Annotated in this window: 15 protein-coding genes; 7 read left to right on the top strand and 8 right to left on the bottom strand. The window is 66.1% G+C overall.

Annotated features, from left to right (window positions below; all coding sequences use genetic code 11):
* Positions 1 to 40: 40 nt before the first annotated feature.
* Both CH283_RS01955 and CH283_RS01950 read right to left on the bottom strand, forming a co-directional pair.
* Positions 41 to 919, bottom strand: coding sequence for an alpha/beta fold hydrolase (locus CH283_RS01955; protein WP_373557655.1), 879 nt, complete (start codon positions 917 to 919; stop codon positions 41 to 43).
* Positions 920 to 930: 11 nt separating this feature from the next.
* Positions 931 to 2,205 (bottom strand): ROK family protein, encoded by a 1,275-nt coding sequence (locus tag CH283_RS01950; protein WP_176460406.1) that lies wholly within the window; start codon positions 2,203 to 2,205, stop codon positions 931 to 933.
* 330 nt (positions 2,206 to 2,535) lie between these two features.
* On the opposite strand from CH283_RS01950, the gene CH283_RS01945 reads away from it, so the two are divergent.
* A complete protein-coding gene (locus tag CH283_RS01945; protein WP_094641056.1) occupies positions 2,536 to 3,291 on the top strand; it encodes an SDR family NAD(P)-dependent oxidoreductase in 756 nt (251 codons plus the stop codon).
* A gap of 60 nt (positions 3,292 to 3,351) precedes the next feature.
* Here CH283_RS01945 and CH283_RS01940 read toward each other — a convergent pair whose 3' ends face one another.
* The 3 genes from CH283_RS01940 to CH283_RS01930 all read right to left on the bottom strand — a co-directional run bounded on the left by CH283_RS01940 (position 3,352) and on the right by CH283_RS01930 (position 7,263).
* A complete protein-coding gene (locus CH283_RS01940) occupies positions 3,352 to 4,548 on the bottom strand; it encodes a L,D-transpeptidase (RefSeq protein ID WP_176460407.1) in 1,197 nt (398 codons plus the stop codon).
* Positions 4,549 to 4,633: 85 nt separating this feature from the next.
* A complete protein-coding gene (locus CH283_RS01935) occupies positions 4,634 to 6,184 on the bottom strand; it encodes an MBL fold metallo-hydrolase (RefSeq protein ID WP_094641054.1) in 1,551 nt (516 codons plus the stop codon).
* A 62-nt stretch (positions 6,185 to 6,246) separates the two neighbouring features.
* Positions 6,247 to 7,263, bottom strand: a complete 1,017-nt coding sequence (locus CH283_RS01930; protein ID WP_094641053.1) for a UDP-N-acetylmuramate dehydrogenase — start codon at positions 7,261 to 7,263, stop codon at positions 6,247 to 6,249.
* 57 nt (positions 7,264 to 7,320) lie between these two features.
* Here CH283_RS01930 and CH283_RS01925 point away from each other — a divergent pair, with 57 nt between their 5' ends.
* The 3 genes from CH283_RS01925 (at position 7,321) to CH283_RS01915 (ending at position 9,157) form a co-directional block, all read left to right on the top strand.
* Entirely contained in the window at positions 7,321 to 7,830 is a 510-nt protein-coding gene (locus CH283_RS01925) for a DUF2505 domain-containing protein (RefSeq protein WP_068046123.1), read from the top strand.
* Between the two features lie 11 nt (positions 7,831 to 7,841).
* Positions 7,842 to 8,345, top strand: a complete 504-nt coding sequence (locus CH283_RS01920) for a DUF2505 domain-containing protein (protein ID WP_032380350.1) — start codon at positions 7,842 to 7,844, stop codon at positions 8,343 to 8,345.
* 113 nt (positions 8,346 to 8,458) lie between these two features.
* Entirely contained in the window at positions 8,459 to 9,157 is a 699-nt protein-coding gene (locus tag CH283_RS01915; protein ID WP_255183045.1) for a class I SAM-dependent methyltransferase, read from the top strand.
* 52 nt (positions 9,158 to 9,209) lie between these two features.
* On the opposite strand, the gene CH283_RS01910 is transcribed toward CH283_RS01915, so the two are convergent.
* The gene (locus CH283_RS01910; RefSeq protein ID WP_068046134.1) at positions 9,210 to 9,797 is read right to left on the bottom strand and encodes a type IV toxin-antitoxin system AbiEi family antitoxin domain-containing protein; all 588 of its coding nucleotides are present in this window, start codon (positions 9,795 to 9,797) and stop codon (positions 9,210 to 9,212) included.
* A 110-nt stretch (positions 9,798 to 9,907) separates the two neighbouring features.
* Between CH283_RS01910 and CH283_RS01905 the strand changes: the two genes are divergently transcribed.
* Positions 9,908 to 10,654, top strand: a complete 747-nt coding sequence (locus tag CH283_RS01905; RefSeq protein WP_176460408.1) for an LmeA family phospholipid-binding protein — start codon at positions 9,908 to 9,910, stop codon at positions 10,652 to 10,654.
* Positions 10,655 to 10,748: 94 nt separating this feature from the next.
* Here CH283_RS01905 and deoC read toward each other — a convergent pair whose 3' ends face one another.
* On the bottom strand, positions 10,749 to 11,402 hold the full coding sequence (gene deoC / locus CH283_RS01900; RefSeq protein ID WP_373557654.1) for a deoxyribose-phosphate aldolase: 654 nt from the start codon (positions 11,400 to 11,402) through the stop codon (positions 10,749 to 10,751).
* Positions 11,403 to 11,461: 59 nt separating this feature from the next.
* On the opposite strand from deoC, the gene CH283_RS01895 reads away from it, so the two are divergent.
* Both CH283_RS01895 and purU read left to right on the top strand, forming a co-directional pair.
* Entirely contained in the window at positions 11,462 to 12,304 is an 843-nt protein-coding gene (locus tag CH283_RS01895) for a class I SAM-dependent methyltransferase (RefSeq protein ID WP_094641050.1), read from the top strand.
* 13 nt (positions 12,305 to 12,317) lie between these two features.
* Positions 12,318 to 13,202 carry a formyltetrahydrofolate deformylase gene (gene purU, locus CH283_RS01890; RefSeq protein ID WP_094641049.1) on the top strand — a complete coding sequence of 295 codons (885 nt, stop codon included), beginning with the start codon at positions 12,318 to 12,320 and terminating at the stop codon, positions 13,200 to 13,202.
* A gap of 3 nt (positions 13,203 to 13,205) precedes the next feature.
* Here the strand turns inward: purU and CH283_RS01885 are convergent, their stop codons facing one another.
* The gene (locus CH283_RS01885; RefSeq protein WP_068046150.1) at positions 13,206 to 14,237 is read right to left on the bottom strand and encodes an alpha/beta fold hydrolase; all 1,032 of its coding nucleotides are present in this window, start codon (positions 14,235 to 14,237) and stop codon (positions 13,206 to 13,208) included.
* Positions 14,238 to 14,301: the final 64 nt, after the last annotated feature.

The raw sequence follows: 14,301 nt of genomic DNA, 5'->3' as shown, positions 1-14,301 counted from the left end.
TGTGCACGCCTCCACATTACGTCTCGATAACTACCCCTTCTCACGGCTGGCCCTGCCTCACACCGAGACCGTCGACGAACTCGCTCACCTCGGTGAGGAATCGCTGCGGATCGGCTACGAACGGGCCGTGGTCGACGCCCTCCCAGTACGACGCCACCGCCGTGGGAATCAGCTCCTCAGCGTGCCGTCCGGCAGAGACGTCGACGACGGTGTCCTCGGTTCCGTGCAGCACGAACGCCGGGATGTCGAGGCCGCGCAGCAGGTCGTCGTGGCCGACCGCTCGATCGAACAGGGCGGCGCGAACCCGTGGCCTCGTGGACAGTGTCAGCCCGAACAGCGCCTGCGCTTCGGTGCCCTTGCCTCCCGTTGGCCCGGTCAGCGCGTGCCCGAAACTCCCGAGCGCCTTGATCGCGACGCGAGGCTCCTCGGCCATCGCCCCGGGGATCGCCGCTCGCATCGCCGTCCCGACGCGGCCGCCTGCCTCTCCCCTGCCGATGCTGGTGATCGCGCCGACGAGCACGATGCCCGCCACCGCGCCCGTGCCGTGTTCGGCGAGGTAGTCGCAGATCACCAGTCCGCCGTACGACCACCCCAGCAGCACCGCGTCGGCGGTGATGTTCTCGGCGGCCAGCACGGCAGCCACGTCTCCCGCCCAGTTCTTCGAGTTTTCGTAACCGGCCGACGGGGCGTCGGAGTAGCCGTGTCCGCGTAGATCCACCGCGAGAACGCGATAGCGCTCCGCCAGGTCGGCCAGCAGTCCCTCGCCCCAGCAGGCCGAGCTCTGCGCCCACCCGTGCAGCAGGATCAGTGGCCGCGCCGCTGGGTCACCGCTCACGCGGTAGACGATGTTGACTCCGCCGATGCCGGTGGCCTGACGAATCGGTCCTGCTGCACGGGTGCTCGTATCGGGCTTGCTCATAGTGGGTGAACCTACGCCGCCGCTCTGCGCATCGAGGCGAGCGGATCGGAGTACAGGGCGCTGAGGGAGACCACGGTCGCGGCATACTCCTGCACTTTGTCACCGAAGCCGGTCACCCGAATGTCCCTGCGCTCCAACGTCGAATGGGCAGCGAAGGCCTTTCCCACGTGCGGAATTCCGGCCGGGTAGGCGGTGAACGCCTGGCCTCCGAGTACGACGCGGTCCGGATTGAACATGTCGCGCAGCAGCGCCACCGTCCGGCCCAGAATCTGCGCCCGCTCGACGAGCAGCTCTCGCGCCGCCTCCGAGCCGCCCCGCGCCGCCTGGTACACCGCCGCTACGCTCGAATGAGATTGCGGTGCAACAATTTTGCGGTCCACGGCAGCGGCGACCACCGCTCGATCGCTGATGGAGGCCTCGAGGCATCCGCGATTCCCGCAGTCGCACAGCGCCGACGACCCGGTGGGTAGGTGCGCGATGGAGCCCGGTCCACTCGTGGGGGTGTGCACGCGGCCGTCGATGGTCAACGCCATGCCTGCGGTCTCGCGGGCGTAGAAGTACAGCGACGTTCCGCTGTTGCTCTGCGCCACATCGCTCTCCGACGGCCGCGGCGCCAGGAGCAGCTCCGACGCCGCCATGGCCTCGACGTGGCCGGAGACCGAGATCGGCAGCCCCAGGCCACCGCCGATGATGCCGGCAACTCGGCCGTTCTCCCATCCCAATCGCGGGTGGTCGACGGTGCCGCTCGCCGTATCGACGCGTCCACCGATCGCCACCCCGACCCACAGCGGGGTGCGCCGGTGCCAGCGTCCGGCGAAGGCACTTGCGCTGCGGGTGACGGACGCCAGCGCTGCCTCGGAAGAGCCGGCGGGCGTGGGTATTTCGACGGCACCGAGGATGCGTCCGCGGAGATCGCTGACGGTGATGCCGGTGACGACGGCTCCGATGTGGATGCCGATGGTCGAGAACGGTTCGTGGTTGACCTCGAACGGCACCCGCGGGCGTCCGATCGCGCCGGGTGCCGTCAGGTCTGCGCGCTCGCGAAGCAGCCCGACGGCGAGCAGGGCCGACACCTGACGGTTGACCGTGGCGATACTCGAACCGGTTGCGCGAGCGGCACGTTCGCGCGAGATGGGGCCTTCGACGCAGGCGACTCGAAGCACCGACGCGGCGGGGCTGTCGGCGATCCGCAGATCGGGTGCGACGAGCTGCACGCGCGATCGAGGCCTCGGCAGAGACCGCAGGGAGGTGGGGCCGGAGTGATGATGCAGCGTTGATACGGACATCCGTTGTAGTCCTCAGTGGCAGACCTCCGCCGTGAATGGACAACGACGGAAGAGCGAAGTGATGCAGGTCAAGGGTGAATGCGGCGGCCACGAAGGGACCACGGCACGCGAATCGACTGCCCGTAGCTCGAAAGGCTAGAGACAGATTCCTTGGCCGGGACAACACAGTTCCCGAGGAAGCGGCAAGCGAGAACCGAGGGACGCGGTCACATAGGTGACCCGCATCGCGGTGGTCTCACTGGCGGACATGGGTCCAAAATTAGCACCCTCGCGTCCGATGTCCAATCGGGCATCGGAAAGCACGGGGTACGCCGGGCATAGAATTTCGCCATGACCTCGTCAGAACACATTTCCCCCGATGCCCAAATCGCCGTCGTCACCGGAGCGAGCTCCGGCATCGGCGCGGCCACCGCCCGCCAACTCGCCGCCGACGGATTCCACGTCGTGATCGGAGCCCGCCGCCTCGACCGGCTCGAGGAGTTGGCGTCGGAGATCGGTGGCACCGCCCTGGAACTCGATGTGACGGACGAGGATTCGGTCGCGGCGTTCACCGCGGTCATTCCCCGCGTCGACGTGCTGATCAACAACGCCGGTGGCGCGAAGGGCTTGGCTCCCGTGATCGACGCCGATCTCGACGACTGGCGCTGGATGTGGGAGACCAACGTGCTCGGTACATTGCGGGTGACGAAGTCGTTGCTACCCAAGCTGATCGACTCCGGTGACGGCCTGATCGTCACCATCACATCCGTCGCCGCGTTCGAGGCGTACGACAACGGTTCGGGCTACACCTCGGCCAAACACGCTCAGGCAGTGCTGCACCGGACGCTGCGCGGCGAACTGCTGGGCAAGCCGGTGCGGTTGACCGAGGTCGCGCCGGGTGCCGTCGAGACCGAGTTCTCCCTCGTCCGATTCGATGGCGACGCAGCCAAGGCCGACGCGGTCTACCAGGGCATCACACCGTTGGTGGCGAGCGATATCGCCGAGGTCATCGGCTTCGTGGCTTCGCGTCCCTCGCACGTCAACCTGGACCAGATCATCATCAAGCCACGTGACCAGGCCGGTCCGGGGCGCTTCTCCCGCACGTAGCGGCTTCGCCGCACGTGAGCGGAAACTCGACCCCTGCTACGAGTTTTCGCTCACCTGCGGCTACGCCGCTCCCATCGACTCCCACGTCGGCCAGTCGATGGCCCAGTCGTACAGGTCGCCGTCCGCGGCCGAGAGGTCGATGCGAGTTCCGGTGACCTCGACGGGGTCGCCGTACATCGCCGTCTGGAAGTACTCCTGCGCATCGGCGTCGGAGAGGTTGATGCACCCGTTGGTGACGTTCGACGCGCCCTGCACTCCGGTGGTCAGCGGATTGGCGTGGATGAATTCACCGTTGTTGGAGATGCGCACCGCCCAGCGTTCGCGAACGTTCTCGTAGAACGGCGGGTTGGACATCAGGAAGTCCTCGTGCTTCTCGGTGACGACGTGGATGCCGCTGCGGGTGACGTTGCGATCCTCGTTGCCCTCGCCGTAGCTGACGGGGATGTCCATGATCGTCTGGCCGTCACGGACCACCTGCATGCGGTGGCTGGTCGCGTCGGCGATGACCACCTGGCTGCGTCCGATGCTGAAGTTCAGCGTGACGTCGTCGGCACCGTACGCGCCGTCGCCGTAGTTCACGCCGTAGAGCTTGGCGTCCACCGAGACCGTCGTGCCGGGAGCCCAGTAGTCGGTGGGACGCCAGTGGATGCGCGAGCCGTTGTCGTCGGGGAACCAGGCCCACGCGCCGGGCGTCGGCGGGTTGGTGGTCACCGTCAATGCCTTCTCGACGGCGGCCTTGTCGGCGATCGCCGAGTCGAACTGCAGGATGATCGGCGCGGCGATGCCGACTTCCTGGCCGTCGCCGATGTTGGTGCTCACCGACGTACGGCTGTCTGGTTCGACGGTGGTGAAGGCCCCGGTGATGTCGACGGTCTTGTTGTCGCTGCCCAGTGCGGTGCCGGACCACGTGTACTGCACGCCGTAGCCCAGGGGCTCGGTGACGGCGTACGAGGTCTTGTCGGGCGAGAGCGCGCCCTGGACGACCTTGCCATCGGGGTTGGTCAACGCCACCTGGGTGAGCGTTCCGTCGGCGACCGAGACCGAGATGGGCGCGACGGGACTGACGTCGACGGCACCTGCGACCGGGTTCTCGGTGACCTGGGCGACGGGAGCTGCCTCGGTGGTCGGGGCCGCGGCACCCGAGCTGCCATCGCCCGATCCGACGGTGCAGCCTGCCACGAGTGCCACCAAGGCCACGAGCACGGCGATCAACCACACCGTGCGCGTCCGTTTTGTCTGTTCTACCTGCTCATGCACGTTGTCCAACGTACCTGCGTCTGCGAACTACCCCGATTTTCGGGGGCAGGATCACAGGTGCAGGAGTGGAGCCTGCGGAATGAACTCAGAGTTTGCGCGTGCGCAGTTCGTGGCCTTTCGAGGTGAGGCAGCGGCCGGTCTCGAGGTTCCAATCCCATCCGTGCAGATTGCAGGTGAGCTTCTTTCCCTCGACGATGCCGAACTTCGTCAGGTCCGCCTTCAGGTGTGGGCAGCGGCGTTGGATCTCGTAGCCGCCCATCGTGATCGTGGCGGTGTCGTCGTGCGCCTCGGAGAACCAACCGTCCGCGTAGGCGATGCGCTCGTCGGTGAGGCACTTGAAGAACGTGTAGAGAAATTCGTTGTAGCCGCCGACGCGTCGGGCCCGGAAGCGGGTGGACAGGAAGATCGAGTTGACCCAGTCCGGCTCCTGGTCACGTATGGCGGTACGTACCAGCTCCGGTGGGATGGTGAAGCTGTAGCGGAACTTCTCGTCCGAAATCGGTTCGCGCACAATCCGTTTCGGAAAGTCGAGTACGACGGTTTCGTCACCCATCGTGATTCCGACGGGGTAGCCGATGCCGTCGCAGATCAGATCGGTCTGCGCCATGATCGGCTCGAACAGGCCTCGCATCGGTTCGAGCAGGGGCTCGCCCTCGGCCGGAGCCCAGGCTGCCTTCTCGGCAGCGATGACCGACGCCTGACGCTGGGCGTAGGCCTCGATGTAGTCGGCCTTGCCGGTGGTGAAGATGGCCTCGGCTTCGGCGGTCGGGATCGGATGCTCGTGCGAGAGCAATTCGGAACCGTCGAAGGTTGCGGCAGTGCCCGGCATCATCAGCAGGCCCTTGTCGTGCCCGTGCAGTCGCATCTGCTCGAGGAACACCATCTGGTCCGGGAACACGTTGGCCGGGTCGCCGTAGACGTCGTTGAGCGAGCGCAGCTCGTCGTCGAGGAAGCACGGCGGGCCCGCGGACGGAATCACCCACGTCGAGCCGACCTGTTCGATGTACTGGCGCGCCCGATCCATCTGACGCTGACGCTTCTGGATGCCGAAGTTCTTCTTCGCGCGCGAGACCATGTCGTAGACCATCGGGTACCAGATCGCGCCCGAATACTGCAGCATGTGCACGTCAACGGGACCGAAGTTCTCGGTCATCACGTCCAGGTCCACCGGCCTCGCGTCGTTCATGTTGAACGCGACGGTCTTGCCGTCCGAGACGACCAGACCCGAGTCGCCGATGGGACCGTCGGCGGGCGCACGCAGCGCGATGATCATGATGTCGAGATCGCCCTTGGGCCCGGAGATCGTGTGCTTGACCGAGTCCGTCGTCTCGTAGAACTTGTGGAACCCGAGCTTCTCGAGCTCGTGCTTGAGATCGAGCACCGGATAGTCCGGCAGCAGAACCGTGGCGTCCTTGTTGACGTGCTCGGCCAGATTCTTCGGGTCGAAGTGGTCCTTGTGCAGGTGCGAGACGTAGAGGTAGTCGCAATCACCCAGAGCGTCCCAGTCCAGGCCCGAGTTGTCGGGAAACGGGAACCACGACGCGTAGAACGACGGGTTCACCCACGGATCGCACAGGATGCTTCCGGCGTCGGTCCGAATATGGAATCCCGCATGTCCCACGCTGGTGACCTGCACTGATTTACCTCCTACGAGCTTTCACTTGCAAAGCTCCATCGTATGCGCCGTTTCGACCGGTCCTAACCCAGCGCGCAGTTGACGAGGTCACACTCGGGCGTGAGCGTGACGCCGAACTTCTCCTGCACCCCGTCTCGCACGTGCGCGGCCAGCGCCATGATGTCCGACGCGGTGGCCCCACCCCTGTTGGTGACGGCCAGCACGTGCTTGGACGACAACGCCGCAGTGCCGCGCCCGAATTCGGTGCCGTAACCGCGAGGAAAGCCCGCGTTCTGGATCAGCCAGGCAGCCGGGATCTTGGTTCCCGCGGGGTCGGGGAAGCTGGGCGCGTGCGCGGCGGCCTCGGGCACCTCGGGCAGTACCGGGTTGAGGAAGAACGATCCGACGCTCCACGTGTCGTGATCGCTGGCGTCGAGCACCATGCCCCGCTCACCGCGCAGAGCCAGCACGGCCGCGCGTACGTCCGGCACCGGTACGACGTCGCCGATCTGCACGTCGAGACGCTCCGACAACGCCGCGTACCGCACCGGAAGCGACTCGGTCGTCTTCTTGAGCGCGAAGCTCACGTCCAGAATCACGTACCGCGAGGACCGCTTGAACACCGACGATCGATGCGTTCCGAAACCGCACTGCTCCGGCGTCCACACCGAAGTCTCCTGGGTCTGTCGGTCGTAGACGGTGAGGGCGTGCAGCAACTCCGACGTCGACGCGCCGTACGCGCCCACGTTCTGGATGGGCGTCGCGCCGGTGGTTCCTGGAATGCCCGACAGCGCCTCCATGCCGGACAGCCCCGCATCGATCGTCGCCTGCACGACGGCATCCCACTCGACGCCGGCGTCGACCGTCACGATCTCGCCGTCGATCTCCAGCCGCGAACCGGTCACCCGAATCACCCGGCCGTCGAACCCCTCGTCGCCGACGACCAGATTGGATCCACCGCCGACGACCAGCACATCGGTCTCCGCGCGATCCGCGTCGCGCACGAGGGAGACCAGCTCGTCGCCGGTCGTCGCGACGCAGAATTCACGGGCCGGGCCGCCCACCCGAATGGTGGTGAGCTCCGAAATTGCAGTAGGCACGGACTCTCACGCTACCGGTCGCGCACAAGCGTCGGACCCACCCGGTAACCTGCGGGGATGCCTCGCCCCATTGAGCACAGCTCGACTGTGCCCGCCTCCGCCGACAAGGTCCACGCTGCACTGACGTCCGAGCAGTACTGGAAGGACCGCATCGAGCAGATCGGCGGCCCCAGTGCCAGCGTGAAGAGCATCACCGTCGGCGACGGCACCATCGACGTCGTTATGACCCAGGCCGTCCCCGAAGAGGAGTTGCCGGCCGCGGTGACTGCGTTCAAGAAGGGCGACCTCATCATCGAACGCACCGAGAGCTGGGGACCGTTCGACGGTACCCACGCCGCCGGCACCTTCGGAGCGACCGTCGAAGGCGCACCGGCCCGCATCACCGGCACCACCACGCTCGACGCCACCGGCGAGACGACGACCATCGCGCTGGCCGGCACCACCGAGGTCAAGGTCCCGATCTTCGGCGGCAAGATCGAAGCGATGATCAGCGAGCAGGTGCTCTCGCTCATCGACAACGAGCAGGACTTCACCGGTAACTGGATCGCCGCGCAGGGCAACGGCTAGCCTGGCGCACTATGGCTCGCCGAATGAACTACTCCGCCCGGTTCACCCACTCGACGCAGCAGGTCTATGCAGCGCTCTCCAGTCGCGATCACTGGGATGCGCGCATCGAGGAGATGCGTAAGTACTCGGAGAACGAGCTGAAGAGCTTCGAGGTGTCCGACGCCGGAATCGACATCGTGATGCACCACGTCATCCCGCGCACCGAATTGCCCGACATCGCGCAGACGGTGATGAAGAAAGACATGGTCATCACCCGCAACGTGCACTTCGACGCCTACGAGGAAGTCACCGCGGGCCACTACGACGCGTCGATTCCGGCCGGACCCGGCTCGCTGAAGGGCACCACCTCGCTCTTCCCCACCAACGGCGGTTCGACGCTGCGCACCTCCTCCGAGGCCAAGGTCTTCCTGCCGTTCATCGGCGGCAAACTCGAGCAGCTCATGCTCGTCAACCTCATCGACCTGTGGCGCGGTGAAGGCGAAGTAACCGCCGACTGGCTCGAAAAGAACGCCTAGCCCTGAGCAAACCGAACAGGGGTCGTTCCGCAGGCTCCACTCCTGCCCCCGAAGGCGTCATCACCCGCGGCACCACCGGCATCAATCGGTTGCGTCGTAGCGACCGGTGGCTGATGCACAACCCCGATGTTCGACGCGTTCTGCTCGAATCACCGAACCCGTTGGTCGTCGACCTCGGGTACGGGGCGATGCCGAACACGACCCTCGAGCTGGCCGCACGGCTGCGCACCGTTCGGCCCGATCTCCGAGTCACCGGTCTGGAGATCGACCCCGCACGCGTCGTTCCGGGGAGTGACGGCGTGGAATTCGCCCGCGGCGGTTTCGAGCTGGCGGGATTGCGCCCCAACCTGGTGCGGGCGTTCAACGTACTGCGGCAGTATCCCGAGGACGCGGTACCTGCTGCCTGGCAACGCATTCTGTCGGGCCTGGCGCCGGGCGGCCTGCTGATCGACGGCACCTGCGACGAGCTCGGTCGGCGCTGCGCCTGGGTGTTGCTCGACGCCGATGGGCCGCGCTCGCTGACCCTGGCATGGGATCCGTTCGACGTCGAGATGCCGTCGGACATCGCGGAGCGGCTACCGAAGGTGTTGATTCATCGCAACATCGAGGGTGAGCTCGTGCACGATCTGCTTCGACGAGCCGACAGGGCGTGGTCGGTGTCGGCACCGCTGGCACCGTTCGGGCCTCGAATTCGATGGCGCGCCGCCATGAAAGTGCTTGCCGAACAAGGTCTTCCGATCACACTCCCCCGCCGACGAATGCGAGACAACGTGCTCACGGTCCCGTGGTCGTCGGTCGCACCTGCACCGTGAATCGGGTGCAGTTGACCGCGGTGAGCGCGGTCAACTGCACCCGATTTCGCGGCTACGTGCAGGCCGACAGTGCCAGTTCGACGCGTTCGGCCACTCGATCGGTGCTGTTTCCGGCCTCGGTGTACAGCGTGTGCGGGTCGACGCGACCGATCGCGACGGCGTCGCACACCACCTCGTCGAGGGTGATCTGCGAGATGCCACCTGCGGCGAGGTCGAGCACCGTGCGCACCGGGGTGGTGAGGTTGAACGTGCCAGCCGATTCGACGTCCCGCGGCTCGAGCCGCAGACGGTGAACTGCCAGCCTGGTGTCGGTCAGTCGTAGGTCGCCGAATGCGCAGACGTGCACGAATTGCGGGTGGAGGTGCCCGAATCCGTGTAGCTCGGCCGCACTCTGGTGCGAGATCACGGCCTCGCCGCCGAACCAGGCGCACCACATGGCGAACACTTCGAGTTCACTGTGCGGCCACTGGCCGAGTCGGAACAGGTTGCGCTCGACGCGAGTCCACGTGTTCGTGGCCAGATTGACGCGCACCATCGCAGAATCGAAGCCGAGCTCACCGGCCTGCTCGGCGGTGAAATAGCCGTCCTGACGAGTGGCCAACGAGTGCAGTTCGTGCACGCTCGGTCCTGTCGTACCCATGACGCAAGAGTACGTCACAATGTGTTACAGGTCACAAACTTTGGTACCGGCTACACAGGTTCGGCGAGTTTCACAGAGCTTGCTCAGAATCATCGGGAAGACTGCCAGGAATGTCATCCACAGCCAGGCGCAGCACAGCACCGCTGATCGCAGTCTCCGTCGTTGTCGTCCTCCTCGTCGCCGTCATCGGTGGCGAGTTGTTCGTGCGTCAGCAGATCAAATCCTGCCTCGCCGGTCAGCTCGAATCCGAGCTCGGCAGCCAGGTCGAGGTCGGTCTCGGCTTGAAGCCGGTCCTGCTCTCACTGGTCGACAAGAAGGTCTCCTCGGTGACCGTCGACAGCAACGACGCACGCTTCGGACCCGCCGAGGGCATGGTCGTCCAGGCCGAGGCACGTGACCTGAATCTGACGCAGACCGCCGACTCCGGCGGCACCATCGGCAGTTCGAGTGCCGACATCTCGTGGTCCACCGACGGCATCACCCGCACCCTGCAGAGCCAGGGCATCGGCGCGATCGTCTCCGGCGTCACCTCGGACGCATCGGCGGGCACCCTCGACTTCGCCGTCGGCGCTCTGGCGAATCTGACCGTCAAGCCGGAGGTCGTGGAGGGCAGGGTCGACGTCCAGACCGTCGACGCGTCGATCCTGGGCCTCGGCATTCCCACCGATCTGGTCGACTCGGTCGTCGGCGTGCTGACCGACAGCCTGCAGGCCTACCCGTTGGACATGGCTCCGACGTCGCTGACCGTCACCGACTCCGGCATCGAGCTCACCCTCGAAGGCGGGCAGTACACGATTCCGGTGACCCAGCAGGATCAGAGCCAGCCGACTCCCGAGGGTTGCTCGCTCGTCGCGTAACCCACGTGCGCGGAAACTCGTAGCCTGCTACGAGGCAGGAGTGGAGCCTGCGGAACAACCCGAAGGCGCAGCGTGCACATGCGACGCAGTCGCTCTAGTCCAGACCGTCCAGTACCGCGCGTGTTCCCGACAGTCCCAATCGTGTTGCGCCCGCCTCGATCATGGCCAGGGCGGCGTCCGTGGTGCGGATGCCGCCGCTGGCCTTGACACCCAGTCGCCCGCCGACGGTCTCTGCCATCAATCGCACGGCCTCGACGCTCGCGCCGCCGGCCGGGTGGAATCCGGTGGACGTCTTGACGAAGTCGGCACCGGCCTTCTCGGCCGCGCGGCACACCTCGACGATCGCCTCGTCGGACAGTGCTGCCGATTCGATGATCACCTTCAGGACGGCGCTTCCGGCGATCCCTTCACGGACGGTGACGATGTCGGCCAGCACCACGTTGTAGTCCCCCGCGATGGCCGCGCCGACGTCGATCACCATGTCGACCTCGTCGGCACCTTGCTGCACCGCGAGCCTGGCCTCGGATCCCTTGATCAACGAATGGTGCTTGCCCGACGGGAAACCCGCGACGACGGCGGTGAGCATTCCCTCGGCGCGAATCGGCAGCATCGAGGGCGATACGCACACCGCGAGCACTCCGAGTTCGCGACCTTCCTCGATGAGGGCGGCCACGTCGGCCTGCGTGGCTTCGGGCTTGAGCAGCGTGTGGTCGACCATTCCGGCGAGGGCGGCGCGGGTGAGTGTCATGCGGTCCAGCTTTTCACAGCTCTGCCATTCGTAACCCTGTCGGTCTACGATTTTCGGTCATGACCGCAGCCTCGCTCGCCGCCACCTTCAACGCCACCAGCAGGGAGTTCGACGGCCTGACGCCGCAGGTGTGGGGCCCGGCCGGGCAGTCGCTCGCCTTCGCGCTCGAATTGGCCACCGGGGACGCGGTTCTCGACGTCTGTTCCGGCACCGGGGCGTCGGCGATTCCCGCGGCGGCGGCTGTGGGCCCCGACGGTCTCGTGCATGCCATCGATCTGGCCGACGACCTGTTGGAGGTGGGCCGGGTGAAAGCCACCGCCCGTGCGCTGCGCAACATCGACTTCGTCCTCGCCGACGCCACCGAGTGGGAGCCGCCGTCGACGGTTCCCGATGCCGGCTACGACGCGTTGGCCTGTTCGTACGGCATCTTCTTTCTGCCCGATCCCGAGGGGGATTTCGCTCGTCTGGTGTCTCTGGTTCGTCCGGGCGGTCGCGTCGGGGTGACGGTGTGGCGCAAGGGTGCGATCGAGGCGTTCGCGGGCACGTACTTCGAGGTGATCGGCGCGCATTCACCGCCGAGCGAGCACGACGGGCCACTCGCGCAGGACGGTTACGACAAGCACCCGATCCGGCGGATGGAGACGGTAGACCTTCTGTCCGCATGGCTCACCGCGGCAGGCACCACCGATGTCGAGGTCGTGGAGCTGTCCAATCACGTTCCCGCGACGGAGTCGTTCGTGTGGGATCTCGTGCTGGGCAGCGCGATGCAGGGCGCACTGACACCGTTCGACGAGGCGACCCGGACGCAGATCCGTGTCGAGTTCTCCGCGCTGCTGACCGAGCGTGGAATCGATTCGATCGATCTCGGGACACTGGTGGCAACCGGGGTGCGGACGCCCTGAGACAATCGGCGTCATGAGTTCTTCAGTATCCGAGGATCGCCGTTACGTTCTGTCGCTCGGTTGCCCCGACAAGACGGGCATCGTCGCCCGTATCTCGACCTTCCTCGCCGAGGTCGGTGGATGGATCGTCGAGGCCGCCTATCACGCCGATCCCGACACCGGGTGGTTCTTCACCCGGCAGGCCGTACGCGCGTCGTCCGTGGACATGAGCATCGAGGAGCTGCGCACACGTTTCGCCGCGGTGGCCGCCGAACTCGGCCCGGAAACCGAATGGACACTTCATGATTCGGGTGAGCCCAAGCGCGTGGTCCTGCTCGTCAGCAAGGAAGCGCACTGCTTGCACGACCTCCTCGGCCGCGCCGCGGGCGGCGAACTGCCCGCTCAGATCTCCGCGGTGATCGGCAACCACAAGTCACTCGAGCCGATCGCCGCCGCACACGGCACACCGTTCCATCACGTCGAGTTCGCGAAGGATCCGGCCGAGCGCGGTCCCGCCTTCGAAGAGGTGCGGTCGCTGGTCGATTCCTACGACCCGCACGCGGTGGTGCTGGCACGGTTCATGCAGGTTCTCCCCGAGTCGCTGTGCGCGCACTGGGCAGGCCGGGCCATCAACATCCATCACAGCTTCCTGCCGTCGTTCGTCGGCGCTCGTCCGTACCACCAGGCATTCGCGCGGGGCGTGAAACTGATCGGTGCGACGTGCCACTACGTGACGGCCGAGCTCGACGCGGGTCCGATCATCGAGCAGGACGTCATCCGCGTCGATCATTCCGACGAGGTAGTCGACATGGTGCGTCAGGGCCGCGACATCGAGAAGCTGGTGCTCTCCCGCGGTCTGCGGTGGCACCTGGAGGATCGTGTCCTGGTGCACGGCCGCAAGACCGTGGTGTTCAGCTGAAATCTAGAGATTCCGGAGCCGAACCACTTCGGTGTTGAATTCGTCGATTGCCTCGACGGAGCTCATGTGTCCGATGCCGGGAATCACGATCAGTCTGCTCAGGTGATCGTGATCGTCCAGGGCGCGGGCGAGTTTGCGGGCGTGCACCGGTGGGGTCAAGCGATCGGCAGATCCGACGAGCACGCTGGTGGGGACGGACATGTTCGCCAGGGCCTCGCGGATGTCGAGGTCGGTGAGCGCTGCACCCCAGATACCGCGGGTGCGCGGGGCGCATTCGAGGACGATCTTCTCGCAGAACGCCACCTCGGCGGGTGTCGCTCCTGGTGCCATCGAGATGTACTTGATGGCTTGGCGCACCACCGGTGACGGCCGCAGCGGAAGTGCCGAGCTGAGCACGGCTTTGCCCACCGGGGTGGGGACCCGTGGAAAGCGTTGCGGCAGCGGGATGACGGTGGTTTCGCGAATCAGGGAGTCGGTCGCGGTGCTGGCGAGGAGCACAGCGCTGACGAGTCGGTCGACCTGTTCGGGATAGTTGCCGGCCCAGGCCATGATGGACATGCCGCCCATGCTGTGTCCCACCATGACGGCCTTGTTGTCCTCGGCCACCGTGGCGGAAAGGATCGCGGAGAGGTCGTCGGCCAGCACGTCGGGGCTCAACGGTCGCGTCCCGACGTCGCTTCGACCGTGACCGCGCTGGTCGTAGGTGACGACGCGGTAGCGGCCGGCAAGGGCATTGATCTGTGGGTACCAGTAATCGGCCGAGCAGGTCCACCCGTGGCTGAAGACGATCGGTTCGGCATCGGCGTCCCCGTAGCTACGGACGTGCAGGTGCGCACCGTCGTCGGTGACCACCTCGGTGATGTGCGGCTCGAACGTGGGACGCTCGAGCAACTCGTCGGGCTGCACGTCGGTCGTCTTGGTGAACGAGTGCAGGCGACGCCGCCGAACGACGAAAGCTCCGACGGAGGCCGCCGCGGCCGCGCTGCCTATTCCGAGCAGCGCGCGTTCGATTACCTTGCGTGAAACCACTGACATTCCCCTCTACCTGTGTCCCCCCGAGCGGGTGCGGTAGAGGGTACGCCCACACAGAAGTGGGCGT

The organism is Rhodococcus sp. 05-2254-2, from assembly GCF_002259095.1.
Classification (GTDB): Bacteria; Actinomycetota; Actinomycetes; order Mycobacteriales; family Mycobacteriaceae; genus Rhodococcoides.
This window is presented reverse-complemented; position numbering and strand designations above follow the sequence as displayed.

What these genes read in the sequence shown, in the direction of transcription:
- CH283_RS01910 (WP_068046134.1), bottom strand. Translation starts at nt 9,797, where the DNA reads ATGGGTACGACAGGACCGAGCGTGCACGAACTGCACTCGTTGGCCACT.
- CH283_RS01895 (WP_094641050.1), top strand. Translation starts at nt 11,462, where the DNA reads ATGACCGCAGCCTCGCTCGCCGCCACCTTCAACGCCACCAGCAGGGAG.
- CH283_RS01905 (WP_176460408.1), top strand. Translation starts at nt 9,908, where the DNA reads ATGTCATCCACAGCCAGGCGCAGCACAGCACCGCTGATCGCAGTCTCC.
- CH283_RS01955 (WP_373557655.1), bottom strand. Translation starts at nt 919, where the DNA reads ATGAGCAAGCCCGATACGAGCACCCGTGCAGCAGGACCGATTCGTCAG.
- CH283_RS01945 (WP_094641056.1), top strand. Translation starts at nt 2,536, where the DNA reads ATGACCTCGTCAGAACACATTTCCCCCGATGCCCAAATCGCCGTCGTC.
- purU (WP_094641049.1), top strand. Translation starts at nt 12,318, where the DNA reads ATGAGTTCTTCAGTATCCGAGGATCGCCGTTACGTTCTGTCGCTCGGT.
- CH283_RS01885 (WP_068046150.1), bottom strand. Translation starts at nt 14,237, where the DNA reads ATGTCAGTGGTTTCACGCAAGGTAATCGAACGCGCGCTGCTCGGAATA.
- CH283_RS01950 (WP_176460406.1), bottom strand. Translation starts at nt 2,205, where the DNA reads ATGTCCGTATCAACGCTGCATCATCACTCCGGCCCCACCTCCCTGCGG.
- CH283_RS01915 (WP_255183045.1), top strand. Translation starts at nt 8,459, where the DNA reads ATGCACAACCCCGATGTTCGACGCGTTCTGCTCGAATCACCGAACCCG.
- CH283_RS01920 (WP_032380350.1), top strand. Translation starts at nt 7,842, where the DNA reads ATGGCTCGCCGAATGAACTACTCCGCCCGGTTCACCCACTCGACGCAG.
- CH283_RS01925 (WP_068046123.1), top strand. Translation starts at nt 7,321, where the DNA reads ATGCCTCGCCCCATTGAGCACAGCTCGACTGTGCCCGCCTCCGCCGAC.
- deoC (WP_373557654.1), bottom strand. Translation starts at nt 11,402, where the DNA reads ATGACACTCACCCGCGCCGCCCTCGCCGGAATGGTCGACCACACGCTG.